Here is a 26,801-nt window from a genome sequence, read left to right as displayed (position 1 = left end):
CTCTTGACATCTGCGCAATCTGCCGTTAAATTATAGTTGTAGCAACAAGTGTGCTGCCTAGGCGTTGAAGTGAAGTGTTCTGCCCAGAAGGAGTGCTTCATGGAGTCCCCTGACGGTTAATATTTTACCAAAACTGGGCTTAGGTCATTCGCGAGTGGCTGAAGGAAAAATACTTGTAAGGCTCTGCCAATGTGCAGGGCTTTTTTTATTTATTTTTATGAACAACATTCTTGATTCTGCAAAAAATTTTTCTCGCCTCCTTGATGTTGAATATGAAATAATTCTTGCCAAAAAAGGAAATCAAGTTAGGTTGGTTATTTCTTTTGAGAAGTTTCATTTCTATCATCTTGCAGGTTTGCAGTATATTACAGATATTCACGAACTTGATAATCAGCGTGAAATAGTATTCGATTGGATTTTATCCGAATCAATCAAAACTGAAAGAATCGAGTCTTCCCAGTTTTACTCCAAAATCAAAGATCGTGTTCACTACCTCGCCCAGCTTGAATCAATTTTTGACAGCAATGACACGATTTTCAAATATGACGAAAAAGAAAATATCCTGACATCACAAATAACAGGCGAATATTTAATGAAGAACATTGTTGAATCCCGGAATATTTTCACTTTCCTTGATAAAACAAAAGACGGCAAATATTATTGCAGGTCATTTTTTCCGCAAAGTTTCAAAGACTACTCATACCGCCAGAAAAACTGGACTGTGCTTTCAAAGAAGAAGATTTTTAAGAAAGTCGGTGAAGTCATTGTTTTGTACGATTATTTCGCAGACAAATCTCCGCGTTAAGGATAGTAGCCGCGCCGAAGGCGTTCTGGAATGAGCGCAGCGAATGGAAGAATGGAGCGCGGTTAGCGCGGAACGGCGGATAGCCTGACCCGACGCAGGCGGGTAACGCCCATCGTTCTCGGCGTTATCCAGAACGCCCATTGTTCACTACTTCACCCCCACAAACCACTTCACACAACTAACCAAAATTATGCTATACTACCCCAGATGTCTCAGGATAAAACCTATATCGCCATTGACCTGAAATCTTTTTATGCCTCTGTTGAATGTCGGGAGCGTGGGCTTAATCCTCTCACTACTAAGCTTGTAGTTGCTGATTCAAGCCGTTCCAGCAAAACGATTTGTCTTGCGGTTACGCCGGCTTTGAAGGCTTATGGGCTTTCGGGACGGAGCAGGCTTTTTGAGGTGGAGGCTAAGGCTCGCGAAATCAAGCGGCAGACTGGGAAGGAGCTTGAATACATTACGGCTCCTCCACGCATGGCTCTTTACATTCAGTATTCTGCCCGGATTTACAATATCTATCTTAAATATTTTTCTCCTGAGGACATTCATGTTTATTCCATCGACGAGGTTTTTATTGATGCTACTTCTTACCTTAAGCTTTATAAAACTGATGCTCACGCGCTGGCGATTAAGGTCATAAAAAACATTCTTTCTGAGACTGGAATCACGGCAACGGCAGGGATTGCGCCAAATCTTTACCTTTGTAAAATTGCGATGGATATTGTGGCGAAGCATATTCCTGCGGATGAAGACGGTGTGCGCATTGCTGAGCTTGACGAAATGTCTTACAGGGAAAAACTCTGGTCTCATACACCTCTCACGGATTTCTGGCGGATTGGCAAGGGAATCGCTCGCCGTCTGGAGAAAAAATTCATTTTCACTATGGGAGATATTGCCCGGACTTCGATACGGAATCCGAATCTTCTTTATGACGAGTTTGGTATTGATGCGGAAATCCTGATTGATCATGCGTGGGGCTACGAAAATGTCGGGATGAAGGACATCAAGAGCTACAAAAGCACGGCAAAGTCGCTCACCAGCGGTCAGGTTCTTCAGCGTCCTTATTCTTTTGAAGAAGGAAAAATCATCATCAGGGAGATGGCGGAACTTCTGGCTCTGGATTTGTTTGAAAAGAATCTCGTCACAAGCACGGTGACTCTTCAGGTCGGTTATGATATCGAAGGGATTCCTGAAAATTTTGACGGGGATTTTGTAAGTGATTTTTACGGCCGGATTGTCCCAAAGCCTGCCCACGGTTCAGCTTTTGTGGGCGATGATACAAATTCCTCAAAGGCGATAACGGAAGGTTTTGTCAGGCTTTATGAGCGCATCGTGAATCCTGCTTTGAAGGTCAGGAGATTCAACATTTCGGCAAACGGAATCAAAAATCAGTCGGAAAGAGAAGCAAGCCTTTTTGATAATATTGAAGAAAATATTCCTGACAAAAAAGAAGAAAGCCTTCAGCAGGCCAGGCTTGCAATCATCAAAAAATTCGGGAAAAATGCGATTCTAAAAGGAACAAACTTGCAGGAAAGTGCAATGACTATCGAAAGAAACAAACAGATTGGAGGTCACAAGGCATGAAAAATTACGATGACATCATCAATACCAATTGGCCGCCAGAAAAGCCGGATTTTAATCACCCCAGAATGCCCGTAAGCCAGCGGGCAAAAATCTTTCTCCCTTTTGCAGCCTTGACAGGCTATGAAAAGGCTCTTGAAGAAACCCTTAAAGCCGAAATCGAAAGCATGGAAGAAAAACCAGGTGAAAAATTCTACTGAACGCCCCCCATTTCTCCAGCCCCCTCATCTCCTTTCACCACAACATTTTCTTCCTTGAATTCCCCTAAAAAAGTTTGACACCGTATTTTCTGCTATAAGACTAATTTAAGATTTTTTATTTCAGGAGGACTTATGAAAAAAGTTCATGTTCTGTTTATGGCCTTGATTTTTGCGGCTGTTTTTTCTGCTTGCAAACAGGCCGGTGACGACATCACTTATATAATGTCCGGCAATCCTCAGGAAGAAAACACTAATTTTGAAAGCCGGGCCGTTTCTGTCATCAATGGAAAGGATACTGATGTTGTGGAAACTCTTTATCTCCGAATTTACAATGGAAATGAGTATCTCCAGTATGTCGGCTTAAAATACTGGCTTTCGACAGCTTGCAGAGCATCAGTCAGTTCAATTTCTTATTCAAGCGGAAAATATACGATTGCGGCTCAGGCTTTGGGAAAATCATTTCCTCTTGAGATAAATACTGCTGCAAACACGATTTATTGTCCGACATGGGCTGGCTTTATATTCCCTAATCAAAATGTCAGCCTTAAAACAGACACGATTATGTTTTATGTAAAAAAAATATTCACCGGTCAAAAATCAATAACCTTCAACCTTGGGCAATATGGATTTAAAATTTATGGCGGTCTTGAAGATGCTTATATCCCTCTTTGCGTTGCGAACCAGCTTTTTACGGCTCCAATGACATTAATTTCAGATAATTTTTAAATTCTAGCAAATTCCACATACCTGTGTTATAATTTTCTTATGGAAGATCGCGAACACAACGAAGAGTATTTTTATGTTCATGGAAAGGATATTTACTCAACTCAGAGCCTTTTGGCTTCAATGGGCGTAAAACAAAGCGAGTCGATTTACAAAGATTCTTCCAATGATTTTGTACGATGGCCTTTCAGCGCGGCTGATTTTTTTGAGGTTGTTGAGGGCAAGGCTCCTGATTTAAATAACGCCGAAGAACTCCTTGAAGGAAATGACAAAATCGAAGTCGAAAAAATCAATTCCGAGATAAAAAGCTACAAAGATTCCGGGAACACGATTGAGCACAAGGACAGAATCAAGGAACTCCGCATCTGCAAAAAGGAACTTCTTTCAAAAGTTGATTTGTCAAAAGCCAGTAAAGGCTCATCTATTGTCTACAAAACTTTTGTCGAAATCAATGACTTCAAGATGGTTGAGGAAAAACTTCCTCAGTTCAAAAAAGCTCGCTGGCCGTTCAAGGAGCAGATGCCTTATTTTGCGGCCGGCCTCGAAGATTTTGCCCGCGCCGTTGCCAATGGTGAAAAAACTGCAATCACTGGCGGCCCATGCTTTTTTGGCGAGCACGAAGTCGATATGATTTGGACTCTCAAGGACGGAAGCCAGAAAATCTATGACTTTACCACCCGCCGCCGAAGTGTTGAGGACAGAGTTTCTCAGGAAGCCGAATTTACCAAGCAGAATGCTCAGGATGTCGTGGATGTGTCTTTTAAAAGCCGCAAAAATCTTCTTACTACCGAAGAATACGACAGCATTTTGTATCTTTTTGAGCTTGCCAGGGCGACAGGTTCCTGCCTCACGCTGCCGATTGTCGATGCTTCTTATCAAAAATACCTGGACGCAATGCTTGAGTCTCTGCCGGAAGAAATCCGCCGGCGGGCTAATGAACGCTTTCGACAGGTTGCCCGTCCTGTCATCAAAATGTACGAGGAGCTTTTTGAATTCTTCAAGAAAAAATATCCCGAAGTTGAGTGCAAGATGATGAGTGGCGAAACAAAAGAGCTTTTGGAGTTGTACTACGAAAAGCGCGCTCCTTTTGTTCAAAAGCCTTCAACGAGCAGAATTATTTCGGGCATCCAGGAAAAAATTGAGTCAGTAAAAGATTATATCACTCTTCCTGCATTGCCGTTCTATTTCTATGGAGTCAGGAACATTCTTGAAGTGGATTATCTTGGCGAAACCGATTCTTTCTGGAAATGCCGGAAAATGCACAAGGGGGAAATAAAACTCTCGGCTCTTCTTTACCCAATCAGAATCAGCTCGGACGGCTGGCGGACACTTTTTTCAACCGAGCCGCAGTACAAGGAATACATAAAAAAGGAAGATTATGATAAACGCTAAGAAGGGAATCAGGGCGGCGGCACTTTTAATTCTTGCAATCAGCCTTGGCCTGTTTTCTTTTTTTAATAAAGATGAGATTGAATTCCCTGTTTCAAAGAAAATTGCACTTGATTCGCCCTATATTGTGCGTGATTATGGGGGACTTCGCTATATCCTCGACAAACAGAGAACTCGAATTATTGTCGTCGAAAAAGAATCAAATTTGGTGCGGCATGTTTTGCCTCCTTCTGGCAGGCAGCCCGACAATTTTTTCTATGCCGATGATTTTTTAGTTGATGCGGACGGAAATGTCTATGTAAAGGAAGGAGCCTGGAACGGAAACAGAATTTCGCGTGAGGCTGTTCTTTGCTATGATTCGCTCGGCAATTACAAGGCGACTTACCTCGACACCACTTACGACACAATGGTCAACAAGCACAAGGTCATGCTTCTTTCTGTTGGTGACGGCAAAATCAATTACGCTGTAAAAAATAAGGATTTGATTTGCACGGCAAGCTTCGACATTCAGAGTGGGGAAGAAGTCAAAAAAGAATTTCCATACAAAGATGCTTTCGATTTTGTGAACGATATGGCTCAGTCTGATGGCGGAAAGATTTTCATGCTCGACAAGGCTGGCCGCCTCTTCCGTCTTGCAGAAAATGAACTCGAACTGATTTATAATGCAGCCCACAATGAATTTCCCAACTGGATTGAAAGCAATGGTGAAGACAGCCTTTTGTATTCGGAGCTTTATTCGGACAGCGTGATGGAGCTTAATCTTCACTCTGGCGAAAAAAAACGGGTGCTTACGGCAAGTGGATTTGTCACGGTCTCGCCTGTTTCGTCATTTTCCATTGAAAATCCGGTCAAAAATTCGTCGATTTTACGGAAGCAGATTTTTCTTCTATTTATATTCATTCTTTTTGCAGTTTCTTCGCTTCTTTTCATTGGTTTTGGAATTCTTTCGTTCTTAAAAAGCAATCTCCAGATTATCCAGAGAATCAGTGTTTATACGGTTATCGTGGCGATGGCGGTTGCAGGAACGGTCACTTTCAAGCTGACGAACGAATTTTCAAAAGTCATGCGCAGCCAGATTCTCGCACAAATGGAAAATATGGCTTATTCGGTGGCAAACAGCATTCGTCCAACAACGCTTGATTCAATTCAAGAAGCGGCGGATTTTGCTTCGGAAGATTATCGCGAGATGATTCGCAGCATGGAAAGCGTGATTGACTGCAATCTTGATGTAAACCGCAATGTTTACTGTGATATTTTCAAATACGATGATGCACACGGAGCTTATGCCTGTGCCTATCTTGATCAGGCAATCGGAACATATTTCCCGCTCACTCAGGGCGAAACCGAGGAAATCAAGCAAATTTATGAGACTGGCCGTGCCGTCAGTTCCAGCAAGGACGACACTTCCGCTTCCTACACTTATGTTTCGGTTCCTGTAATCAATGATTTCGGACGGGTTTGCGGTGTCGTCTCGGTGATGACCGAAAATTTCATGCTCGACAATAAAATCAACGACATGAAAAAGAGTGTTCTTCTCGGTCTTGTGGTCACGCTGATTTTCGTCTGGCTTTTGATGGGCGAGGCTCTTTCATACATTCTTTCAAAATCTCAGGCCGAGCTTGAGGCAAAGGAAGAAAAATCCCGCTCCGGGGTCGAGGAAAAAATCTTCCCGCATTATTACATCCGCCTGATTGTTTTTGCGCTTTTTGCGGCCTACAACATGACTACGACATTCCTTCCGTTGGTAATTACCCGCGGTGCGCTCGAATCTTTGGGCGAGGAAATGGGCAATTTTGCGGCTGCTCTTCCAATCTCCGTAAATCTTTTCATAATCGGCCTGATGGCTCTTTTCTGCGAAGGAATTATCCGGCGGATTGGCTGCAAAAAAATCATAGCGGCAGGAACAATTTTGTCGGCTGTAAGCAATCTGATTATCTTTGCTTTCCCATTGTCATACACGCTGCTTTTCGTGGCTCTTGTGATTGACGGAATCGGTGTTGGACTCACGACAAATTCAATGTATTTGATGGTTTCTCAGATTCCAAGTCCAAAAAATCGTGCTTCGGGCTATGTTGCTTACAATGCGGCGCAAATTTCCGGCATCAATTTCGGTATGCTTTTTGGTGCGGCCCTTGCTTCAACTGTCGGCCGGCATTTGATTTTCCCGCTTGTCTCTGCGATGTGGATTCTTTCGGCTGTTCTTTTTGTCTTGTTCTGGCGGACACTCGGACTTGATTCACAGCCGGCTGAATCTCAGGATTCTGTCAAGGAAAGGCGGACTTTCGGGCGGGTTCTGCCGTTTATTCTCAAAAAGCGGGTCTGGTCTTTCATCATTCTGATTCAGGCTCCTTTTGCTCTGATGGGCGGATTTATCTACTATTATCTGCCGCTTTATTCTGATACCCACGGACTGAGTGAAGTCGCTGTCGCAGCCCTGATGATGCTCTATTCATTCTTTGCGATTTATCTTGGCAACGGTCTTACAAAATGGGTGATTCAAAAAACTGGCCGGCTGAGTCCGTATACTCCGGTTGTTTTAAGTGCAGTTGCTGTTCTGCTTTACGCTTTCATCGGCAATCTTCCGGGGCTTTTGTCTGCGATTTTTGTGCTTGGCCTTGCAAATGGATTCGGGCGTTCCGTTCAGCAGACTCAGTTTTCGATTCTTGATGAATGTGAGGAATATGGCGTGGCCGATGCTATGGGTGTCTTCAATTTCACGGATTTTATCGGTCAGTCATTCGGACCGGCGGTGATGGCACTCGTGTTCCTTTCAAAAAATGTGCTTGCATCGACCGGCACATTTGCAATTGTTCTGGTAATTCTGAGTATTGTTCATATCGTAATAAATTTTTCAAAACCTAAAAAATAAGGAGAAATTCTATGACTACAAAAAAGAAATTAAGAAGGAGCCTTTCATTCGCTGTTGAAGTTTTTACAATCCTGCTTTCAATCTGTCTGGGATTTGTAGGCTATCAAACTTACTATTCGGGTATGATTCAAAAATACAAGGACTACGAAGTTTTCACGCTGAATCTTGCATTGCACGGCTTCGACTGGGATGCGCTCGATGTTTCGATTCAAAACAATGAAGAGGACGAAGCCCTTCTGGAATTACGAAGAAGACTCGATTACATAAAAACAAACGCAAAAATCGACTGGCTCTACATGCTTGAACCGCTTAACGCAACTGAAAAAGACAACATGAAATATATTTGCACTGGAAACACGGCTCAGGAATATCAGGCATACAAAGACCGGGGAGAAGATTTTGTCCGGCTCGGAAAGCTCAGCGGTACCGAATTTCCGCCGGATGTTGCCCAGAAATATCTCGATTTTTACAAGAACAGTAAGCCCGGCGAATTCTGGTATTATCCGAACGATACAGAATGGGGAAGCGTTTACACGACATCGGTCGTTGTGCGCACTTCTACAGGAAAGCCACTTGGAGTAATGAGCGTTGACATCTGCATGACCGACATCGATGCGACAATGCGGGTTTACCCAATCCGAATTTTTATCGCAGGTTTTATCCTTGCGGCAATTTTCATTCTTGTTCTGATTCTCTGGCTCAATCGCCGCGTAATTTATCCGCTCAAACGATTGCAGCACTCGGCCTCGGATTTTGTTCAGAAAGCTAACGGTGCGGACATCGAAAGTCTTAAATTCAACGACCCGAACATTCAGACAAAAGACGAAATCCAGAGCCTTGCAAGAAGTCTTATCAGCATGGCCACGGACACAAAAGATTACATGCAGAAACTTCTTATCGAGACAAAGGAACTTGAGCGAATTTCTACGGATTTGAATGTCGCGACAAAAATTCAAGCTGATATGCTTCCTCGAATCGAAAAAGAATTTTCTAACCGCTCTGATTTTGAGCTTGCCGCATCAATGACTCCTGCAAAGGAAGTCGGCGGTGATTTCTATGATTTCTTCTTTATTGATGATGATCATCTTGCGCTCGTTATGGCGGATGTTTCTGGAAAAGGCGTTCCGGCCGCGCTTTTCATGGCAATTTCAAAGACGATTATCAAAAATCGTGCTCTTTTCGGCACTCTCCCGCTGCCTTCGGAAGTCCTGCAGGATGCGAACAACCAGCTTTGTGAAGGAAATGATGCCAGCCTGTTCGTCACGGTTTGGCTCGGAATCCTGGATTTGAACACAGGCGTTCTCAAAGCAGCAAATGCCGGTCACGAATATCCGGCTGTCCGCCAGCCAGAAAAGCCTTTCGAGCTTATTAAAGACAAGCACGGAATTGTCCTTGCCGGATTTGAAGGCGCAAAATACACTGATTATGAAATCGTCCTCGAAAAAGGCTCGACTCTCTTCATTTATACTGACGGTGTTCCAGAAGCCACGGACGCAAATGAAAAGCTTTTTGAATTGGACCGGCTTGAAAAAGCACTTAACATCAATCCTGCTGCTTCGCCAAACGAATTGCTTTCTAATGTCCGCGGTGAAGTCGATAAATTTGTCGGCTCGGCTCCACAGTTTGACGACCTCACAATGCTTGCGTTAAAATACAATGGAAGAAATTAAAAGGAAGTAAAATGAAAAAATTGATCACGCTTTTTGCGGGCATCTGTCTCGCATTCTCACTTTTATCTTGCGGAGGCAAAATCGATACCTCTGGCTGGATTACAAATCTTGAAGATGCAAAAAAGGCTGCTGCAAAAGAAAACAAAAAAATCTTCTTGTTTTTTAGCGAAGATGAAGGTGACAAAAGAAGCGAGGAACTTAAGAATAAGCTTTTCAACACAAAAGAATTCATCGAAACTTACACAGAAAAGTATGTCCTCGTAAATCTTGATTACTCCGAAAGCCGCTTTGACAATAATCATGAAGGTCTCCAGCGGGACATGCGGATTTTCCGTGCTTATGATGTGCCTGGAACGCCGCATTTTTTGATTCTTTCGGCGGAAGGCTATGTGATTTACAAGCTCGCTTTCGATGATGGAGCGGATTTAGACACTGCCAGAGTCACTTTCGGGGCGGCCGAGGATACAATCAAAGCTTTTGACGAACTTCTTGAAAAAACAAAAAAAGGCACAAAAGAAGAAAAAATGGCCGCCATCAACGAAATTGTTGATAAAACGGAGAGCCAGGTTCTTCTTCATTTGGCTCCGCTCAACAAATTGTATCTTTCGCTCGACAAAAATAATGAAACTGAGTTTTATACAAAGCATTTGTTCCTCTTAACCAATGCGAAGGCTTGCGAGCTGTTTTTTGACAATGAGCCGGAAAAGGCTAGTGAAGAGTTCGTTAAGCTTTCAAAAAACAAAATCCTGAAGGATGAAGAGAGGCAGGAAGCTCTTTACACAGCCGGATATTTGCTTTCTCTTGGTGGAAGCGAAGATTTGCGCAAGATTTTGTCATATTTCCAGGAAGCTTATGATATTGCTCCGGAAAGTGAGGCCGCAATGGTGCTCAAACAGTACATCACGCAGATAAAAATGCTGATTGACGGTGAGGGCGATGTTTCAAAGGAGCAGTAGGGCGTTCCCCGCTTCGCGGGTCGGGCTTTTCGGGGTTTCATTGCTTCGCAACGGCTTCGCCGCCCCTTCAATCCCTAACGCTTGCCAGTTCAGGAGTTCTATCTGATATTCCGATTCATTCTTGCCGCAGTTTGCATTACTCTTTCTTCGCTTTTTTCAGCTAGTGAAAGCGCGTTTTTAGGACTTAATAAGCTCCGCGTTCATTTTTTGCGCGAAAAAGGCGACAAACGGGCAACGCGAGCTGGCAAACTTCTTGAGCGCAAGGAAGAATTGCTCAACATGCTCCTTGTCGGCAACGAAATCGTAAATGTCGCACTTTCGGTCACACTCACGGCAATTTTTCTGCGGCTCTTCGGTTCTGCCGGTCTTCCAATCGCAACATTTATCGCCACGGTTCTTCTTCTGATTTTTGGTGAAATCACGCCAAAAAGCGTAACGACCAGTCATCCTGAAACCTGTGCTTTTGCCCTCAGCGGCTTTGTGAAGATTTTCTTCTATATTTTAAGGCCTTTCGTAGTGTTTTTTACTTTTATTTCCCGCGTAATTTTAAGGATTTTTGGAATCAGCACGAAAAAAAAGGCCGTTTCTTTTACCGAGGACGAAATCAAAACGCTGATTGATGTTGGCGGCGAAGAGGGCGTTCTGGAAGATGGCGAAAAGAAAATGATGAGCAGGGTTTTTAAATTCACTGACTTGAATGCAACCGACATCATGATTCCGCGCCTCAAGGTAATCTGCATCGATCCTGGCATGAGCTACCGGGATGTAGTTCAGCTGTCCGAGCGTACAAGGCTTTCAAAATTCCCGGTTTACGAAAATGACGACATCGACAACATAATCGGTGTTCTTTATGTGAAAGACATGCTCTTTTTTACCGAAGTCCGCGATGAATTTTCCGTGCGCCGTGTAATGAGACCGCCTCTTTTTATCCCTGGAACCACGAAAATGTCATCGATTCAGGAACTTTTGCATGAAAATCATCAGAGTTTTGCAATTGTAATTGATGAATATTCCGGCACGGACGGAATTCTTACGATTGAGGATATTGAGCAGGAAATTTTCGGTGCTGTCGCCGATGATATTTATCACGAAGAAGAAGTTGCTGAGCGGGAGCCGAGTGAATTTGAAGAATTTGTTTCCAAGTCCATTGACGGTGGCACGCGCCTGATTGATTTGAGCGATACTCTCCGAATCAAGCTGGAATCCAAGCTGAATGAGACAATCGCTGGCTACATCTGTGAAAAACTCGGCAGAATCCCGATGGTTGGCGAAAGCATCGAAGAAAGCAATTTTATTTTCACGGTCGAAAAACTTGAAGGCCATAGAATCGCGAAGGTTCATGTTGAGCAGCATATAGAAAACGACAAGCCTGAACATGCGGAGGTCGCTCATGGATCTGCTGACTGAAATCATCCTTCCGGCTGTCGCAATCTTTTTGCTCGTGGGCGTGGTTGCTTTTTTTGCGGGCAGCGAAACGGCTTTTCTTTCAATCACGCGCCTCATGCTCCGTCATTTGCAAAAAAAAGACACATCCGGCAAAAAAAATTCTCCTGCTAAAAAAATCACTTTTCTCAAAAAGGACACGAACAGGCTTCTTTCGCTGATTCTGATTGGAATCAATTTTGTTACATCTCTTGTGTCTGGCCTTGCTGCGGCTCTTGCAATCAAACTTTTCGGAAGCAAAGGAGCTACAATTGCCACTTTCGCAATTTCTTTCATCCTGATAATTTTTGGCGAAATCGTTCCGAAGACAATCGCGGCTGTTCATCCTGTTGGATTTGCCTCGTTCACGGCAAGCCCGCTCATCTTCCTTCAAAAAGCATTTTTCCCGATTGTGTGGATTTTTTCAAAAATCACGGACGGAATAACTTCGTTTTTACAAATTTTCTTCAAAAATACAAAGGAACTGATTACCGAGGACGAGCTTAAATCACTGATTGAAATCGGAGCGAAGGAAGGAACCCTTGAATCGAGCGAAAAAAAGATGCTCTACAAGATTTTTGACTTCACGGACCTGCACATCAAGGACATAATGCGCCATCGCAGCCTAGTTCAGTATATTCCTATTGATGCCGACTATGACGAAATCGTAAAGATTTTTGCTCTTTCCGGCTATTCAAAGCTCCCGGTTTGCGACGAAGATTTTGAAAAAGTTGAGGGAATGCTTTTCTACAAGACGGTTTTGCTGAACGCTCCTTCAAAGGAATTGAATTCCGTGCGGTCTAGGAAATCTTTTGCCAGAAGACACATGCGCCCGACTCTTTTTGTTCCTGAGACACTTTATGCCACAGAACTTTTGCAGAAATTCAAGGTTGAAAAACAGAATTTTGCGGTTGCGGTGGACGAAACAGGCTCAAACTCAGGAATTGTCACGATGGACGACATTCTGCGTGCCGTTTTCGGGCGGAGCATCAATTCAATCCACAATGAAATTCCGCCAGAAAATCGCATTCACCCGGTTTCAATCACGGAATATCTTGTTCCGGGAGACATAAAAATCGACGATGCCAATGAACTTCTGGATTTAGACCTGGAAAGTGAAAATTACACGACATTCGGTGGATGGCTTCTGGAACAGTTCGGTGAGCTTCCTGAAATCGGGACTGTGCTCAAAAAAGACGGCGTAATTTACAAAATCGAGGAGCAGTCTCAGAGACGAATTCAGAGCGTTCGGGTCAATTTACCACATGCTCCTGTGCGATAATCGACAAAATTTGTTAAAAAAAATTTGACAAATCAGCCCTGCTGAACTAAAATATTAGTATATTAGAATTAATTTTTTCATAAAAAATTGGAGGATATTTCTATGAAAAAAACTTTGGTTGCAGCAACTTGTGCAATTCTCGCTGCTGGTATTGCAATTACAGGTTGTAAAAAAGACAAAAAAGATTCTGCTAAAACAGAAACAAAACAGATGGTTCTTCGCTATGCAGAGAATCAGGCTCAGGATTATCCGACCACACAGGCCGCTTACAAATTCGCAGAACTTGTAGAGCAGCGCACAAATGGCCGAATCCATATCGATGTTTATCATGGCGGTCAGCTTGGTGATGAAAAAGCAGTTATTGAGCAGCTTCAGTTTGGTGCAATCGACTTTACACGAGTTTCTCTTTCACCGCTCGCAGAATTCGACAAAGGTCTTAACATTCTTCAACTTCCGTATCTTTACAAAGATGCTGCACAGATGTGGCGCGTTCTTGAAGGCGACATTGGTGAGCGATTCCTTAAGGGGGTAGATAAAGCAGGCCTCATCGGTCTTTCTTGGTTCGATGCTGGTGCTCGAAACTTCTACAACAGCAAACGCCCTGTTACAAAACTTTCTGACTTGAAAGGCTTGAAAATCCGCGTTCAGGAGTCAAAACTCATGATGGGTATGGTTGCAGCTCTCGGTGCAAGCGCAACTCCGATGCCTTATGCTGAAGTTTACTCAGGATTGCAGACAGGCGTTATCGACGGTGCAGAAAACAACTGGCCTTCTTATGACTCAGTTTCACACTATGAAGTTGCTAAATACTTCGTTCTTGACGAGCACACACGCGTTCCAGAGATGCAGATGGTTTCAAAAATCACTTGGGGAAAAATCTCTCCAGAAGATCAGAAAATCATCAAAGAGTGCGCCCTTGAGTCAGCAAAACTTGAGCGTGAATTGTGGGCTAAAAAAGAAGGCGTTTCAGAGGCAAAAGTTAAGGCCGCTGGCTCTGTAATTACAGAACTCGAGCCTGGTGAAAAAGAAAAATTCCAGGCAGCTATGGCTCCTCTCTACGCAGAGTTCGGTGCTGGCTACGAGGATGTAATCAAAGCAATTCAGTCTAAATAACAAATAAAAAGGGTGGGGATTTTAAATTCCCCACCTATTTTTATAAAAAACGCGCTAATATATTAAAATATTAGTGACTTTAAATCTTTCAGGTACAAAAATGAATATCATCGAAAAGATTAAAGCCTTTTTTGCATCCGCTCCGGCTGAAATCTGCAAACCAGAATTTAACGCGGTCGAAAAAGTCATATCTGCAATCACTTTTGTCTTTGATTGCATCTACAGAATCCTGCTTGAATTCTCAAAGCTCGTAATTCTTGTAATCGTTATAACGATAAGCTGTGAAGTCTTTGCCAGACTTGTGTTGCACCACTCAATCATGTGGTCTGAAGAAGTTGCTCTTCTTCTCATGGTTTGGACAGCGTTTATCGCGATGGCTATCGGCGTTGAAAAAGGACTGCATATTTCCATTTCCCTTTTCTTCAATATGTTCCCAAAAATCGTTCAGACAATTATCGCAAAGTTTAATACTCTCGCAACGATTTTCTTCGGCTACATTTTGGTCGCTTACGGAATCAAACTTACTGCAATGACAATGACCAGTACGCTTCCTGCGACACAGTGGCCGGCTGGAACCGCATATATGATGATGCCTGTTGGTGGTTTCTTTATCATTTATTTTGCCGTTTTGGATTTGTTCAACGCAAAAAAATACCGCCACCTTACAATTGAGGGCGAGTCTGGAAGTGACAAAACTGACCAGCAAATCATTGAAGAAATGCGTGCGAGCAAAAAAGAAGCTGCAACAGAAGTTTCAGAAGGAGGAAACGCATAATGTTCGATCCAACCATTGCAATCTGGCTTTTGCTGGGAACTTTCGTGTTTTTCATTTTAGTTAAGATGCCTGTCACATTCGCTTTGGCAGTATCTTCTTGTATCACTCTTGTTTACTGTAATATTCCGCTCATGGCTTTCATTCAGCAGATGGGAAAAAGCGTAAATAGTTTCAGTTTGATGGCCATTCCGTTCTTCATCCTTTCTGGTGAAATAATGGGTGCGGGCGGAATTTCTGACCGTTTGCTTAAAGCCGCAGACGCCGTTGTAGGCCGATTCCGGGGCGGTTTCTCTTATGTAAATGTCCTTGGCTCAATGTTCTTCGGACATCTTTCCGGTTCGGCAGTAGCTGATGTTTCTTCACTCGGCTCAATCGAAATTCCTATGATGGTTAAGGCAGGCTTTGACCGAGAATTCTCAGTTGCCGTAACTGTCGCAACAAGTTGTCAGGGCGTTTTGATTCCACCAAGCCACAACATGATTATTTACTCTGTTGCTGCTGGCGGTGTTTCAGTTGGTGCGCTCTTCATGGCAGGTCTTGTTCCTGGAGTCACTTTGGGCATTTTGTTCCTCGTTGTATGTGCAATCATGAGCATCGTCCGCCATTATCCGAAAGGCGACTCAATGGGCTTTAAAGAAGTAATCAAAGTCTGTTTTGATGCAATCCTGGCTTTGTTCACGGCTGTAATTATTCTGGTCGGTGTAACTGCCGGATTTTTCACTGCGACAGAATCTGCTGCAATCGCCTGTATTTACTCGTTCATCATTTCCGTCTTCGTTTACAAAGAGCTTAAAATCTCTCAAATGCCACGGCTTTTGATGAATACAGTTAAAACCCTGGCCATGGTCTTCTCTTTGATTGCGGCTGCAGGCGGTTTTGGCTATCTTCTTGCTCTTCTTAAAGTTCCGACAATCATTACGCAGGGACTTCTTGCAGTTTCAAGCAACAAAATTGTTCTTCTTCTTTTGATTAATCTTATGCTTTTGCTCCTTGGCTGCGTCATGGATATGGCACCGCTTATTTTGATTGTTACTCCGATTCTGGCACCTGTGGTACAGCAGACTTGTGGAATGAGTCTCGTACAGTTCGGCGTTATGTTGATTTTCAATCTCGCAATTGGTTTGTGTACACCGCCGGTCGGTTCTGCACTCTTTGTAGGTTGTGGTGTCGGTAAAATCAGTATCGAAAAAGCAACAAAATCAATGGTTCCGTTCTATCTGACGATGATTGCGGGCTTGCTTCTGGTAACATTTGTCCCTGAGATTTCGCTGTTCCTGCCAAGACTTCTTGGTTTTGCAGTTTAATTTTTAGCGCTAATCAACTGGCTGCCGCCCTTCCGCTCTTCGCTAACGCTCATTGCCTTCACTTCGTTCCGGCAACTGCGGAGCTTCACGGCGGAGCGGCTTTCAGTTGAAAGGTAAAAATTTGTTTTGCAGGGAACAATAAAATTTTTTGAAGTTTTGCTAATATACTAATATATAAGAGGTAATTCTATGGAAATGACTTTGAGATGGTACGGACCAGGGTTTGATTCTGTCTCTCTGGAGCAGATTCGCCAGATTCCGGGGGTAAAAGGAGTTATTACGACTCTTTATGATATTCCGGCTGGTGAGGAATGGACCCGGGATCGTGTCAAAAACTTGAAGGAAATCGTTGAAAAATCCGGACTTAAGATTTCCGGAATTGAAAGCGTGAACATTCATGATGCGATTAAAATCGGAACTCCTGACCGCGACAAGTACATCGAAAACTACATCAAATCCCTTGAAGCGCTTGGCGAAGAGGGAATCAAAATGGTCTGCTACAACTTCATGCCTGTTTTCGACTGGACACGCACTGATTTGGCAAAAATGCGCCCGGATGGTTCGACTGTCCTCGCATATGATCAGAAAGTTGTTGATTCAATCGATCCTCAGACGTTTTTTGACCAGACGACTGGAAATTCAAACGGCTTCGTAATGCCGGGATGGGAACCGGAGCGACTTTCAAAGGTAAAGGATTTGTTTGAGGCTTACAAAGATGTTGATGCAGACAAACTTTTCAACAATCTTGTTTACTTCCTTAAGGCAATTGGTCCTGTATGTGAGAAATACGGAATCAAAATGGCAATTCACCCGGATGATCCTGCATGGCCTGTCTTCGGTTTGCCAAGAATCATCACCAGCAAAGAGACAATCCTCAAAATGCTTCACGCTGTAGACAAAGAATACAACGGAATCACTCTCTGCATGGGAAGCTTGGGAACGAACCCTAAGAACGACATTCCTGACATTATCCGTGCATGTAAAGGCCGAATCCACTTCGCTCATGTCCGAAATCTTCATCATTATGCGCCTGGCGTATTCGAGGAAGCTGCACACCTTTCTTCGGACGGAAGTTTCGACATGTACGAGGCTGTAAAAGCACTTTACGAAATCGGATTTGACGGACCTGCCCGACCAGACCACGGACGAACAATCTGGGGTGAAAAATGTATGCCTGGCTACGGACTTTATGACCGTGCGCTCGGAGCAATGTACATTCAGGGATTGTGGGAAGCAATCGACAAAAACGCAAAGAGGAAATAGGTTTTGCCAAAATCTGAGACAAAAATTTCGGTATATGATAATTTACGCACGGATATCCTGAACCTGACTCTAAAGCCAGGCGAGGAACTGGACATAAATGCGCTCGCCGAAAAGATGGGTGTTTCCCGGTCTCCTGTCCGTGACGCGCTTCTCAGGCTTTCAAGTGACCGGCTTGTGGATATTTTTCCGCAAAAAGGAACCAGAGTCTCCCTGCTGAATAAGGACATTATCAGGCAGGAGCGTTTCATGCGTATCAATCTGGAACTTGGTGTTCTCCGCGAGTGTGTAAAAACACTTTCCGAGCAGAGCAAACGGGAAATCTTTGCCACCCGGCTTAAAGGTATTCTCATCGCACAACATGCGGCTTTGCTTGACGGTGATAACAAAAACTTCCTTCGTTTGGACGACAAGCTGCATCACCAGTTCTATTCTCAGGCAGATTGTGAATGGGTTTGGGAAACACAGCTTTCGCACACGGGTAATGACCACAGAATCCGAATTTTGAGCTACAACACAAAAAGTCTCCCAGAAAAGGCTGAAACTGAGCACAATCTTTTGCTTGAGGCAATTTTGGAAAACGACATCGAGAAAGCTGTAAATCTGGACACAGAGCATCTTTCGCGATTGTACAAAGAAATTGATAATTTGGAAAAAGATTTTCCAAATTATTTTGAATAAAGTTTTATAGGATAAGGAGAGTTCAATGAAACTGAATCTTAAAGATGTAAATGACAAATCAAAATGGAACGGATATAAATTGTTCGATTTTGACCGCGAAAAAGTATTAGAAAATACAAAAAAACGCCCGGAATGGATTCATTTTGGCGCAGGAAACATTTTCCGAATCTTCCCGGCTGCCCTCTGCCAGAACCTTTTGAACAAAGGCGAGATGGACACAGGCATTATCTGCTCGGACAGCTACGATTTTGAAATCATCGATAAACTTTTCAAGGCACACGACAGCCTGACTTTGGGCGTAACTCTCAAAGCTGACGGCTCAATCTCAAAAGAAATCATTGGTTCTGTTGTTCAGGCAGTAAAATGCACTCAGGAAGACAGCGAGGATTGGGGCGTTCTCGTAAACGCATTCAAAAATCCGTCTCTCAAAATGATTTCTTTCACAATCACAGAGAAAGGTTATGCAGTTCATGCTCCTAACGGCTCTTTGATTGGAACTTTTGCAGAAGATTTCAAAAATTCGCCGGCAAAAGCAAGCATGTTCCTCAGCCGACTCGTTGCACTCCTTTTGGAGCGATTCAATGCAGGAAAATTGCCACTCGCAGTAGTTTCAATGGACAACTGTTCTCACAACGGCGAAAAACTCAAGGCTTCTGTTCTTGAAATCGCAAACGAATGGCTCAAAAACGGTCAGGTTTCAAAAGAATTCGTCGATTATCTTTCTGACGAGAAAAAAGTTTCGTTCCCGTGGTCAATGATTGATAAAATCACACCTCGCCCGAACGAAAAAGTCGCTGAGATGCTCAAAAAAGACGGTTACGAGGACACAGATCTTATCGTTACAACCAAAAAAACTTACTGCTCAACATTCGTAAACGCTGAGGAGCCGCAGTATCTCGTAATCGAGGACAATTTCCCGAACGGTCGCCCGCCACTTGAAAAAGCAGGCGTTTATTTCACTTCACGCGACACAGTAAACAATGTCGAGAAAATGAAGGTTTGTACTTGCTTGAACCCGCTTCACACAGCACTCGCAGTTTCTGGATGCTTGCTCGGCTTCAATTTGATTTGCGATGAGATGAAAGACGAAGATTTGAGCAAAATGGTAAATATTCTTGGCTATAAAGAAGGTTTGCCTGTAGTCGTTGACCCGAAAATCATCGAACCAAAGAAATTCATCGATGAGGTCATCACAAAACGACTTCCAAATCCGTTCATGCCTGACACACCGCAGCGAATCGCTTGCGATACTTCTCAGAAACTTTCAATCCGCTTTGGTGAGACTGTCAAAGCTTACAAGGCACAAAGCCGCGACACAAGCGGCCTCAAGATTTTGCCGCTCGTCCTTGCATTGTGGGCAAGATACTTGCTTGCAGTCGATGACAACGGAAACGCAATGGAACTTTCTCCAGATCCATTGCTCGCAGAATCACAGGCAACACTCAGCGGAATCAAACTCGGTGAAAAGAGCGATTTCGAGCCTCAGCTTAAAAAATTGCTCTCAAACGAGAAGATTTTCGGATTCAATGTTGCGGATTCAGAACTTTACGCAAAAGTTCGCGATTACTTCGCAGAATTGATTTCTGGAACAGGAAAAGTCCGTGAGACAATTCACAACGCTGTGAACTAATTTTGGGATAGCGTGAAAGGGGAGTCTCCTGGAAGAAAAATCCTTCAGGAGACTCTTTTTTTTATTTTAAATTACAAAAATCCACAACGGCTTTGTGATAGCCATTTTCATCAATAAAATATGAGATTGCGTGAGGGGCATCCGGGACAAGGAACAGGCTTTTTTCGCTCGTACAATACTGAAAATTAGCGAAAGTCATTTCGATTGGAACAAATTTATCTTCCGTACCGTGAATGAAAAGCACTGGAATTTTATTGTATCGCAGGCCCTGGAGCGTATCAAATTCATAAAAATCAAAATCTGCCAGAACATGCGCCATGATATTTCCGATTCCAAGAACGAGCCTTACCATCGGAACATTTTTGTCTTTTCTTGCGACTTTCCACATAATGTCGTAAGGGGAAGTGTAGCCGCAGTCAGCAACAACGGCAGTTACATTGTCCGGCAAGTCAAATCCAAGCGACATTAAAACCGTTGCGCAGCCCATTGAAATTCCTTCGAGATAGACCGGATTTTGATCGCCATAAATTTCGTTGATTTTAAGAAGCCAGTCCCGGACATCGTAGCGTTCCTTGATGCCAAAAGTGATGTAAGTTCCTTCGCTTTTTCCATGCGCCCTCTGATAAGGAAGAACGACATTGTAGCCGATTTCGTGGAAATATTTTGCAAGCCCGGCAAATTCCCGGAGCGGACCAGACTGATGGCCGTGCATCATGAGCCAGGTGCCTTTTGCGTTTTCGGCAGGCAGATTGTAGGCGAGCAATTTAAGTCCGTCAAAAGATTTAATCGTGATTTCAGTAGGATTTTGTGCGTAGAACCATTCAGTGTCGGCCTTGTTTTTTTCTTCATTTTCTTTGGTGAGAAAATGCTTAGCGTCCATGGCCGTAGGTATTCCGTTCCCACGCATGAAATTCGGTTTGAACAAAGTAAAATAAATTACGAGCGTAAAAGCAACGCAGAGAGCGAGAAGAATTCCAAGAGGAATAAGAATTTGTTTAATTATAGTCTTTTTTTCTGTCATAAGACTAAATTATAGAAGAAACTGAAAACAAAAGGAAGATGCGAGTAGTTTCCGTTTTCAGATTCCAGTTTCCAACTTCTCGCTTTCCACTTTTTGTTTTCCGTTTTCCACTTGACTGCTACTCAATTTCGTAGCTTTCGCCATACTTAACAATCTGGACTTCTGGGAAACCGTGCTCCTTCAGATGATTCTGGAAGAATTCCTGTGCGTCCTTTTCACCGTGAACCAGGAAGATTTTTTTGAGGCGGCTTGTATCGATTGATTTGAGCCACTTTGTACATTCCTCGTAATCGGCGTGCGCAGAAAAGGCATTGATTTGCTCGACTTTTGCCTTAACATCGTATTCATCGCCCATGATTTTTACGACTTTTGCACCGTCACGGATTTTTCGGCCGAGAGTGTTTTCTGCCATATATCCGACAATGAGGATTGTGTTTCGCGGATCAGAAATATTGTTTGCGATGTGGTGGACGATTCGGCCGCTTTCACACATGCCGTCAGCAGAGATGATAATCATCGGCCCTTCTTTTTTGTTGAGGGATTTTGATTCTTCGAGACTGTTGACGAAAGAAAGGTTTCCGAATCCGAATGGATTTTTATGGTGCTGAAGGAATGCCTCGTGAACTTCGTCGGAATAACATTCCTGATGAACCTGGAAAATTGATGTCGCATTTATCGCCATTGGGGAATCGACATAAATCGGGATGTTCGGAATTCGTTTTTTATCAACGAGAAGGTGGAGATAGTAAACGATTTCCTGAGTTCGTTCGATTGCGAATGAAGGAATGATGATTTTGCCCTTCTTTTCGACAGCCCTGTGTACGATTTTGCGAAGCTCGTCCATCGCGATTGCCGTGTCCTCGTGCTTGCGGTTGCCATAAGTGCTTTCGAGGAAGATATAGTCTGGCGGCGGAACATTTGTTGAAGGGTCACGGATAATCGGCTTCATTTTGCGGCCTAAGTCGCCGGTAAACAAAATGCGGATTTCGTCCTTGCCTTCGCGCCTGTCGTGTCCGCTGCGGCGTTCCGGTCCTGTGTAAGCAGCCTGCTCTTCGGGAGTTGCCTTGCGACGGTCGGGAGTGCTCCGCTTTTCGTCCTTTTTCCAGCCAAAAAGCTTGTTCCAGATTCGGAGCGCGGTGTTGTCATTGTTTCCCAAAGGCTTTCCGTTGGCATCGCGCTGGCCTTTGATTGTGACATAAGCATAAGCCGAGCCGAGAATGTGCCCTGCATCAAAATATTCAAGCTCTACTTCTGGGGAAATGTACATTTTGCGGTTGTATGAGAGCGTGATAATCTGGTTTGCGGCTTTGAGACAGTCCTTTTCGTCGTAGAGAGGAGTCCAGTTGAATTTTTCGCCCTTTTTTTGAGCCTGTTTTCGCAAATATTCGGCATCACGGGCTTGGATTCGCGCACTGTCCATCATTACGAGGTCAGTCAAATCGCGGGTGGCCGGGGTTGCATAAATGTTTCCGTTGTAGCCTTTTTTGACAAGCAGCGGAAGAAGGCCTACATGGTCGAAATGTGCGTGCGTGAGGATGACGGCATCGATTTTATCGACTGGAATTTCAAAATTGCGGTTTTTTTCGTCGGATTCGGCTCGTTTGCCTTGAAAAGCACCGCAGTCAATCATGTATGAACGACCGTTGATTTCGATAATATGTTTTGAACCGGTAACTTCCTGTGCAGCACCGAGAGAATATACATTTACAGCCATAGTAGTACCCCCAAAATTGTAGATTTCTTTCTATATAATATTGTCACTCATAAATACGAAATTCACAAGGATTTTTTTAACTAGACTTTCATTCTTTTTGCTTTTATAATTAGAAGATTATAAATCGTATTCAGAGGATATTTTGTATACCAGAGAAATCAAAACGCCGCCAGAAAAAATTATCCACAACGGCAAGATTGAGTTCGGCACTTTTAAAGGACTCTTGCCACATCTGGATATTCGTGGCGTTCGTGCACCTTTCGCGGGCGCACCGCTTCCGACAGTTATTACAAATTTTCGCATCCAAAGCTCATTGATGTTTTTGTTCAACATTGGCTCGTATATTGGAACTGTGGATTTTTTTGACCACAAGATTTTTGGATTTGCCGATGTTGTTTTTTGGAATAAAGAAGGTGGCCGCAAATTTGCATACCGTTCATTCATGGGACCACGCCGCCGTTTTATTCCTCACAACATGAAGACAGGTTTTTGCGCCAGCTTCAATAAAAACCGATATATCCGCGTGAGCTGGGATCATCAGCGTGACAAGCTTTCCATGATTTTTAATTTAAAGGGAGACAGGGCACGCCCTTCGGCACAGGCAGCTTTTATTGCGCATTATTCAAATCCGGTTATGGCCGAAGTTGCGACAGTCGTTCCGGCTCCATCAAAACGCCGTTGCTCGGCAAGCTACCTTTCCAATCATCAGATTCACGGCTCCCTTTCGCTCGAAAAAACAAGGCTTTCTGATGAGGTTAATCAGGAAGATTTGGACGGAAGTGCATTTTTCTGCATAAACCGGGCATATTACAATCTTCATTCCATGGCAGAATTCGTAATTGCATCAGGTCAAATCAACGGCAAAAATTTCAGTTTTCAAATTTTTACCACGCAAGAAAATGCCGTGGATTCCGACAATTTAAATGGAAATATTCTCTTCGTTGACGGAGAATGTACGCCTTTGCCGCCAGTGACAATCACTCATCCGTTCGGACTTTCAAAAAAATGGGTGATTCAGGATTTTGAGAATATGGTAGATTTGACTTTTACACCAGTTTCAGACAATTACCGTGATGTCTCGTTCCTGGTCATCAAAAGTCAGCTGCATACTATTTTCGGAACTTTTGAGGGCGTTATCAAAACTAAAGACGGTGAGGATCTTGTGCTTCATAATTTTGAGGGCATAGCAAAAAATCAGCTGTTACGATTGTAGGGGAAAATTATGGGAGACAGACCAGAAGCAAAATGGGAACCCGGAACGCTTGATAAGACAAGACAGAATATCGGGCCTATTGATGCAGAAGAAGCAAAAAAGATGATGCAGAAACTCGGTGGCGAAGTCTTTGCAGAAAAATCCGCCCCGATTGACTATTCTGCATTCCCAAAAGCAAAAGAATATTCCAAGAGAGCAGTCGGTCGCTCGGCTTCAAGTGTCGCATCACATTCTTCAGCAGGTGGCAGCTCGGCTCCGGCTGGCAGCAAAGTTGGTTTTGCCACAAAAGAAAAGCCGGCTCGTACAAGTGTGCTTCCAGAATTGACTTCAAAAGAACGGCATCTTATGGACAGGCTGATGATGAGCGAGGATTACAAAATCAAAACAAACCTCGGTCTTTTCAACTTCGTGCGTAAATTCAAGAAAAACGGCGATGAGCTTGTCAGAAAGGGCTTCGTCGAATACAACTTGCAGAAACATGTTGAGCATCTTCAGGAATTCATCACAGCAGTAAAATCAATAATTCAGATTTCCCCGGACACTTACAAGGCAAAGATTGTTTCCGGTGAGGAAGATAAATTCAAATTCCTTCGCACCGTCGGTTCGTGGACAATGAAGGACATCAAAAAATATCTTTTTGAGCTTCAAGATGTCGCAGATGAATGTACCGTCGCAATGATGATTCCGTTCGTCAAGGAAATTTACAAAAATCTGATTAAAATTTACTATCTTGGTGAGACAAGAATTTCCAGCTATTTCAAAGAAATTTACACTGACTTGTCAAAATATCCTAAATTTGACCTCAAAAAAGCGCAGATTCTTTCAAAAACTGGCATCACAGAATGGTTTTACATTTACAGCCAGGTTATCAAGGGGCTTTATCCGCTTCTCATGCGCATGAGTTCCTCAAAATTCGATTACTTCCAGGACTTTTTCTTAGTTCAGACTGGCAACATCCTCACATTCTTGGGGCTTACAAAATTCGAGCTTCTTCTTCCGAACAAAAAAGGTTCAAAACCTGGTGAGGCAAAAGCCGAAGAAAAATCAGGCGAAGAAAAGAAGGAAGAAAAAGTCGTCGAAAAGAAAGATGACAAAAAATCTGATCTTGTAGAGGCCGGTCTTAAACTTCTGGACAATCTTTTTCCGCAGGCAGGATTCGACCAAATCGACAAAATGCCGGATATGTTCCCGTATTTCCAGCCGATTTATCAGTTCCGCGACGGTTACAATCTTCTTGACCCGGAAAATCCTCTTCAAATCACGGTCACTCTTCTCCGCATAACCGAAGACCTTTTCCAGGGATGCCGAAACATTGTGTTCACGGAAGAAAATGAGGAAGATGTCTCAAAAACTGATGAAAAATTATCGACAGTTCTGAGCGAATGGTCTGTTTACCGTGAAATTCTTTTTGAGCGCAACTATTCCGACCAAATCAACGATTTTGTGAACAATGAATATTCTCAAGGTGATTACAAATCAACTCTTTTTGGCAAGAAAATGCTCACCTCACTCCTGTGGCAGACGAAATATAATTTCCTTCCGTATTTTGAATTTGAGCAGCTTCTTCTTGAGAAACCAAAGAATGACAGTCAGTACCGACCAATGTGTATTCGTGTTGGTTTCCTTCTCAGATATTTTTCAATGCTTTCAAAAAATATTGATTCTGCGAAAGGGCAGGGAAATGTTCTCGGAATCCAAAATCCGTGGGCAAAATATAAATTTGATATTCCGAATGCAATTTCAAAGCGAATGGATGTACTTTTGGGAGCGAAAAGGCCTGATTCTGCGGCGACAAATGCAAATCTCATAAAATACGCGCTTATGATTATTGCTGTTTTGGACTGGTGGGTAAACAATCCGCAAAGTCCGGCATATTTGACTGATTCTACAAAAATTTACCGAATCAATGAAGCCGATGGTGCTCCTGCATTCAGCGTTCCGACTAGAAGCGACCAGAACAAACTTTTTGCAGAGCGTGTAAAACAGAATATTGAAAAGAGCAAGGCTGCGGCGGCAAAGGCATAAAATGGAAAAGGAAATTGAAGACAGATTTGTAGCATTGGAAACAAAAATCGCGTTTATGGACGATTTTATTTCTAAATTGCAGGAAGAAGCCGTAGAAAACCAGAGGATGATACAGATTCTGCGCGAAGAGAATCAGATTTTGGCGGGGCGGATTCAGGATTTGCAGGAAAATCAGGAAATCCCGAACCGTTGCCCACCACACTATTAGTCTCGTGTCTTAAGCCAGCCGAGAAGGGCGAGAACCCAGCCGATAGCTATCAGAATAAGGCCGAGGCCTGGTTTGGAGCCGGTGGCTTTTAGGCCGAGTTTTACTGCACCTTTTAGGAGTGCGCCGCCATTCATGTAGCAGAGCCAGACATAGACTCCGCCTACGATTGAAACCAAAAGTGAAATCAATTTGAGCGGCAATTTTGACCTGAGCGAGATAAAGCAGAAAATGATTCCTGCGACAGCTCCGCCGAGGGCGAGGATTGAGCCGATTTTGAGATCGCCACTTCCATTTGTGATTGCTTTGAATGCGCTTGAACCGCCGCCGAAGAATTTACTTGCCGTGAGCGGAAGAAAACATCCGATTACGACGAGAACCAAGCCGATTAGATACAGGTTGAAAGAACCAGATTTTTTTGACATTTAAATTTTGCCTCCTATTTTTTTAATTATATCTTAAAACGACTATTTTGCAATTATCTGATACATTCGCGACATCCATGTCGTGACGAGAATTCCTGACGGAATTCTCGCGGTCAACTGGCTTTAGCTCGCGTCCTTGCGAGCAATTATCTGATACATTCGACATCCATGTCGTGACGAGAATTTCCATTCGGAAATTCTCGCAGCCAACTTGCTTTAGCTCGCATCCGTGCGAGCAATTATCTGATACATTGGCGATTCTCCGGGGTGGAGTTCCAGGATGTGCTTTTCACACGGCAAGGCTTCGCTTGGGTCGTGTGTTACGTGTAAAATCGTGGTTGTGCCTGTTTCTGCTACAGTCTCAATCAGGTCGAGGATTTTCTGGCGGTAGCTTTCGTCAAGACCGTGACATGGCTCGTCCAGAATCAGCACTTTCGGACTTTTTACGGCCGCACGCAGAATCAGAATCGCGCGCTGTTCTCCGTAGCTCAGGCTGCCAAAGTTTTCGTGCTCACGGCCTTCAAATCCGCCGAGT

At 43.5% G+C, this 26,801-nt stretch carries 24 protein-coding genes; 19 read left to right on the top strand and 5 right to left on the bottom strand.

The window, feature by feature from the left end; translation table 11 throughout:
* The first annotated feature begins 217 nt into the window (after positions 1-217).
* From IJJ71_RS02220 to IJJ71_RS02145, 16 genes are all read left to right on the top strand, one after another.
* On the top strand, positions 218-805 hold the full coding sequence (locus IJJ71_RS02220; protein WP_296845050.1) for a PBECR4 domain-containing protein: 588 nt from the start codon (positions 218-220) through the stop codon (positions 803-805).
* A 207-nt stretch (positions 806-1,012) separates the two neighbouring features.
* On the top strand, positions 1,013-2,392 hold the full coding sequence (locus tag IJJ71_RS02215; RefSeq protein WP_296845049.1) for a Y-family DNA polymerase: 1,380 nt from the start codon (positions 1,013-1,015) through the stop codon (positions 2,390-2,392).
* A complete protein-coding gene (locus IJJ71_RS02210; protein WP_296687475.1) occupies positions 2,389-2,589 on the top strand; it encodes a hypothetical protein in 201 nt (66 codons plus the stop codon). Before IJJ71_RS02215 ends, IJJ71_RS02210 begins: the two co-directional genes overlap by 4 nt.
* A gap of 132 nt (positions 2,590-2,721) precedes the next feature.
* Positions 2,722-3,315: a hypothetical protein gene (locus tag IJJ71_RS02205; RefSeq protein ID WP_296845048.1), complete on the top strand. Its 594-nt coding sequence runs from the start codon at positions 2,722-2,724 to the stop codon at positions 3,313-3,315.
* Between the two features lie 39 nt (positions 3,316-3,354).
* Positions 3,355-4,704 (top strand): hypothetical protein, encoded by a 1,350-nt coding sequence (locus IJJ71_RS02200; RefSeq protein WP_296845047.1) that lies wholly within the window; start codon positions 3,355-3,357, stop codon positions 4,702-4,704.
* The gene (locus IJJ71_RS02195) at positions 4,691-7,570 is read left to right on the top strand and encodes an MFS transporter (protein ID WP_296845046.1); all 2,880 of its coding nucleotides are present in this window, start codon (positions 4,691-4,693) and stop codon (positions 7,568-7,570) included. The genes IJJ71_RS02200 and IJJ71_RS02195 overlap by 14 nt, the downstream gene beginning before the upstream one ends.
* 11 nt (positions 7,571-7,581) lie before the next feature.
* Positions 7,582-9,240 carry a SpoIIE family protein phosphatase gene (locus tag IJJ71_RS02190; protein WP_296845045.1) on the top strand — a complete coding sequence of 553 codons (1,659 nt, stop codon included), beginning with the start codon at positions 7,582-7,584 and terminating at the stop codon, positions 9,238-9,240.
* A gap of 11 nt (positions 9,241-9,251) precedes the next feature.
* Complete coding sequence (locus tag IJJ71_RS02185; RefSeq protein ID WP_296845044.1) at positions 9,252-10,196, top strand: thioredoxin family protein; 945 nt, start codon at positions 9,252-9,254, stop codon at positions 10,194-10,196.
* Between the two features lie 81 nt (positions 10,197-10,277).
* Positions 10,278-11,603, top strand: a complete 1,326-nt coding sequence (locus tag IJJ71_RS02180) for a hemolysin family protein (RefSeq protein WP_296845042.1) — start codon at positions 10,278-10,280, stop codon at positions 11,601-11,603.
* On the top strand, positions 11,587-12,900 hold the full coding sequence (locus IJJ71_RS02175) for a hemolysin family protein (RefSeq protein ID WP_296845041.1): 1,314 nt from the start codon (positions 11,587-11,589) through the stop codon (positions 12,898-12,900). The genes IJJ71_RS02180 and IJJ71_RS02175 overlap by 17 nt, the downstream gene beginning before the upstream one ends.
* A 102-nt stretch (positions 12,901-13,002) precedes the next feature.
* A complete protein-coding gene (locus IJJ71_RS02170; protein ID WP_296845039.1) occupies positions 13,003-14,013 on the top strand; it encodes a TRAP transporter substrate-binding protein in 1,011 nt (336 codons plus the stop codon).
* A 73-nt stretch (positions 14,014-14,086) separates the two neighbouring features.
* Positions 14,087-14,788, top strand: a complete 702-nt coding sequence (locus IJJ71_RS02165) for a TRAP transporter small permease (RefSeq protein WP_296845038.1) — start codon at positions 14,087-14,089, stop codon at positions 14,786-14,788.
* Positions 14,788-16,092, top strand: coding sequence for a TRAP transporter large permease (locus IJJ71_RS02160; protein WP_296845037.1), 1,305 nt, complete (start codon positions 14,788-14,790; stop codon positions 16,090-16,092). Before IJJ71_RS02165 ends, IJJ71_RS02160 begins: the two co-directional genes overlap by 1 nt.
* A gap of 189 nt (positions 16,093-16,281) precedes the next feature.
* The gene (gene uxuA / locus IJJ71_RS02155) at positions 16,282-17,355 is read left to right on the top strand and encodes a mannonate dehydratase (RefSeq protein ID WP_296845036.1); all 1,074 of its coding nucleotides are present in this window, start codon (positions 16,282-16,284) and stop codon (positions 17,353-17,355) included.
* Between the two features lie 3 nt (positions 17,356-17,358).
* On the top strand, positions 17,359-18,033 hold the full coding sequence (locus IJJ71_RS02150) for a GntR family transcriptional regulator (RefSeq protein WP_296845035.1): 675 nt from the start codon (positions 17,359-17,361) through the stop codon (positions 18,031-18,033).
* 25 nt (positions 18,034-18,058) lie between these two features.
* The gene (locus IJJ71_RS02145) at positions 18,059-19,663 is read left to right on the top strand and encodes a mannitol dehydrogenase family protein (protein ID WP_296845034.1); all 1,605 of its coding nucleotides are present in this window, start codon (positions 18,059-18,061) and stop codon (positions 19,661-19,663) included.
* Positions 19,664-19,724: 61 nt separating this feature from the next.
* Here IJJ71_RS02145 and IJJ71_RS02140 read toward each other — a convergent pair whose 3' ends face one another.
* A complete protein-coding gene (locus IJJ71_RS02140) occupies positions 19,725-20,684 on the bottom strand; it encodes an alpha/beta hydrolase (RefSeq protein WP_296845033.1) in 960 nt (319 codons plus the stop codon).
* A gap of 118 nt (positions 20,685-20,802) precedes the next feature.
* Entirely contained in the window at positions 20,803-22,398 is a 1,596-nt protein-coding gene (locus IJJ71_RS02135) for an MBL fold metallo-hydrolase RNA specificity domain-containing protein (protein WP_296845032.1), read from the bottom strand.
* Positions 22,399-22,540: 142 nt separating this feature from the next.
* Between IJJ71_RS02135 and IJJ71_RS02130 the strand changes: the two genes are divergently transcribed.
* From IJJ71_RS02130 to IJJ71_RS02120, 3 genes are read left to right on the top strand one after another with little or no spacing between them, the layout of a single operon-like run.
* Complete coding sequence (locus IJJ71_RS02130) at positions 22,541-23,611, top strand: DUF2804 family protein (protein WP_296845031.1); 1,071 nt, start codon at positions 22,541-22,543, stop codon at positions 23,609-23,611.
* 9 nt (positions 23,612-23,620) lie between these two features.
* Positions 23,621-25,636 carry a hypothetical protein gene (locus IJJ71_RS02125; RefSeq protein ID WP_296845030.1) on the top strand — a complete coding sequence of 672 codons (2,016 nt, stop codon included), beginning with the start codon at positions 23,621-23,623 and terminating at the stop codon, positions 25,634-25,636.
* A 1-nt stretch (position 25,637) separates the two neighbouring features.
* Positions 25,638-25,844 (top strand): SlyX family protein, encoded by a 207-nt coding sequence (locus IJJ71_RS02120; RefSeq protein ID WP_296845029.1) that lies wholly within the window; start codon positions 25,638-25,640, stop codon positions 25,842-25,844.
* Here the strand turns inward: IJJ71_RS02120 and IJJ71_RS02115 are convergent.
* From IJJ71_RS02115 to IJJ71_RS02105, 3 genes are all read right to left on the bottom strand, one after another.
* Positions 25,841-26,266 (bottom strand): hypothetical protein, encoded by a 426-nt coding sequence (locus tag IJJ71_RS02115; RefSeq protein ID WP_296845028.1) that lies wholly within the window; start codon positions 26,264-26,266, stop codon positions 25,841-25,843. The genes IJJ71_RS02120 and IJJ71_RS02115 overlap by 4 nt on opposite strands.
* Before the next feature lie 22 nt (positions 26,267-26,288).
* Positions 26,289-26,456: a hypothetical protein gene (locus IJJ71_RS02110; RefSeq protein ID WP_296845027.1), complete on the bottom strand. Its 168-nt coding sequence runs from the start codon at positions 26,454-26,456 to the stop codon at positions 26,289-26,291.
* 26 nt (positions 26,457-26,482) lie between these two features.
* A partial coding sequence (locus IJJ71_RS02105) for an AAA family ATPase (RefSeq protein ID WP_296845025.1) occupies positions 26,483-26,801 on the bottom strand: 319 nt, incomplete at its 5' end.

This window comes from Treponema sp. (assembly GCF_017430385.1).
In the GTDB taxonomy this organism is placed as follows: Bacteria; Spirochaetota; Spirochaetia; order Treponematales; family Treponemataceae; genus Treponema_D.
Note: the sequence above shows the minus strand (reverse complement) of the source record. Positions and strands in the feature narration are given on the sequence as shown.

Excerpts from the sequence above, each read along its gene's own strand:
- uxuA (WP_296845036.1), top strand. The coding sequence starts at position 16,282 with ATGGAAATGACTTTGAGATGGTACGGACCAGGGTTTGATTCTGTCTCT.
- IJJ71_RS02200 (WP_296845047.1), top strand. The coding sequence starts at position 3,355 with ATGGAAGATCGCGAACACAACGAAGAGTATTTTTATGTTCATGGAAAG.
- IJJ71_RS02205 (WP_296845048.1), top strand. The coding sequence starts at position 2,722 with ATGAAAAAAGTTCATGTTCTGTTTATGGCCTTGATTTTTGCGGCTGTT.
- IJJ71_RS02185 (WP_296845044.1), top strand. The coding sequence starts at position 9,252 with ATGAAAAAATTGATCACGCTTTTTGCGGGCATCTGTCTCGCATTCTCA.
- IJJ71_RS02215 (WP_296845049.1), top strand. The coding sequence starts at position 1,013 with ATGTCTCAGGATAAAACCTATATCGCCATTGACCTGAAATCTTTTTAT.
- IJJ71_RS02120 (WP_296845029.1), top strand. The coding sequence starts at position 25,638 with ATGGAAAAGGAAATTGAAGACAGATTTGTAGCATTGGAAACAAAAATC.
- IJJ71_RS02210 (WP_296687475.1), top strand. The coding sequence starts at position 2,389 with ATGAAAAATTACGATGACATCATCAATACCAATTGGCCGCCAGAAAAG.
- IJJ71_RS02125 (WP_296845030.1), top strand. The coding sequence starts at position 23,621 with ATGGGAGACAGACCAGAAGCAAAATGGGAACCCGGAACGCTTGATAAG.
- IJJ71_RS02195 (WP_296845046.1), top strand. The coding sequence starts at position 4,691 with ATGATAAACGCTAAGAAGGGAATCAGGGCGGCGGCACTTTTAATTCTT.
- IJJ71_RS02170 (WP_296845039.1), top strand. The coding sequence starts at position 13,003 with ATGAAAAAAACTTTGGTTGCAGCAACTTGTGCAATTCTCGCTGCTGGT.
- IJJ71_RS02145 (WP_296845034.1), top strand. The coding sequence starts at position 18,059 with ATGAAACTGAATCTTAAAGATGTAAATGACAAATCAAAATGGAACGGA.
- IJJ71_RS02190 (WP_296845045.1), top strand. The coding sequence starts at position 7,582 with ATGACTACAAAAAAGAAATTAAGAAGGAGCCTTTCATTCGCTGTTGAA.
- IJJ71_RS02115 (WP_296845028.1), bottom strand. The coding sequence starts at position 26,266 with ATGTCAAAAAAATCTGGTTCTTTCAACCTGTATCTAATCGGCTTGGTT.
- IJJ71_RS02110 (WP_296845027.1), bottom strand. The coding sequence starts at position 26,456 with ATGGAAATTCTCGTCACGACATGGATGTCGAATGTATCAGATAATTGC.
- IJJ71_RS02140 (WP_296845033.1), bottom strand. The coding sequence starts at position 20,684 with ATGACAGAAAAAAAGACTATAATTAAACAAATTCTTATTCCTCTTGGA.
- IJJ71_RS02135 (WP_296845032.1), bottom strand. The coding sequence starts at position 22,398 with ATGGCTGTAAATGTATATTCTCTCGGTGCTGCACAGGAAGTTACCGGT.
- IJJ71_RS02220 (WP_296845050.1), top strand. The coding sequence starts at position 218 with ATGAACAACATTCTTGATTCTGCAAAAAATTTTTCTCGCCTCCTTGAT.
- IJJ71_RS02175 (WP_296845041.1), top strand. The coding sequence starts at position 11,587 with ATGGATCTGCTGACTGAAATCATCCTTCCGGCTGTCGCAATCTTTTTG.
- IJJ71_RS02160 (WP_296845037.1), top strand. The coding sequence starts at position 14,788 with ATGTTCGATCCAACCATTGCAATCTGGCTTTTGCTGGGAACTTTCGTG.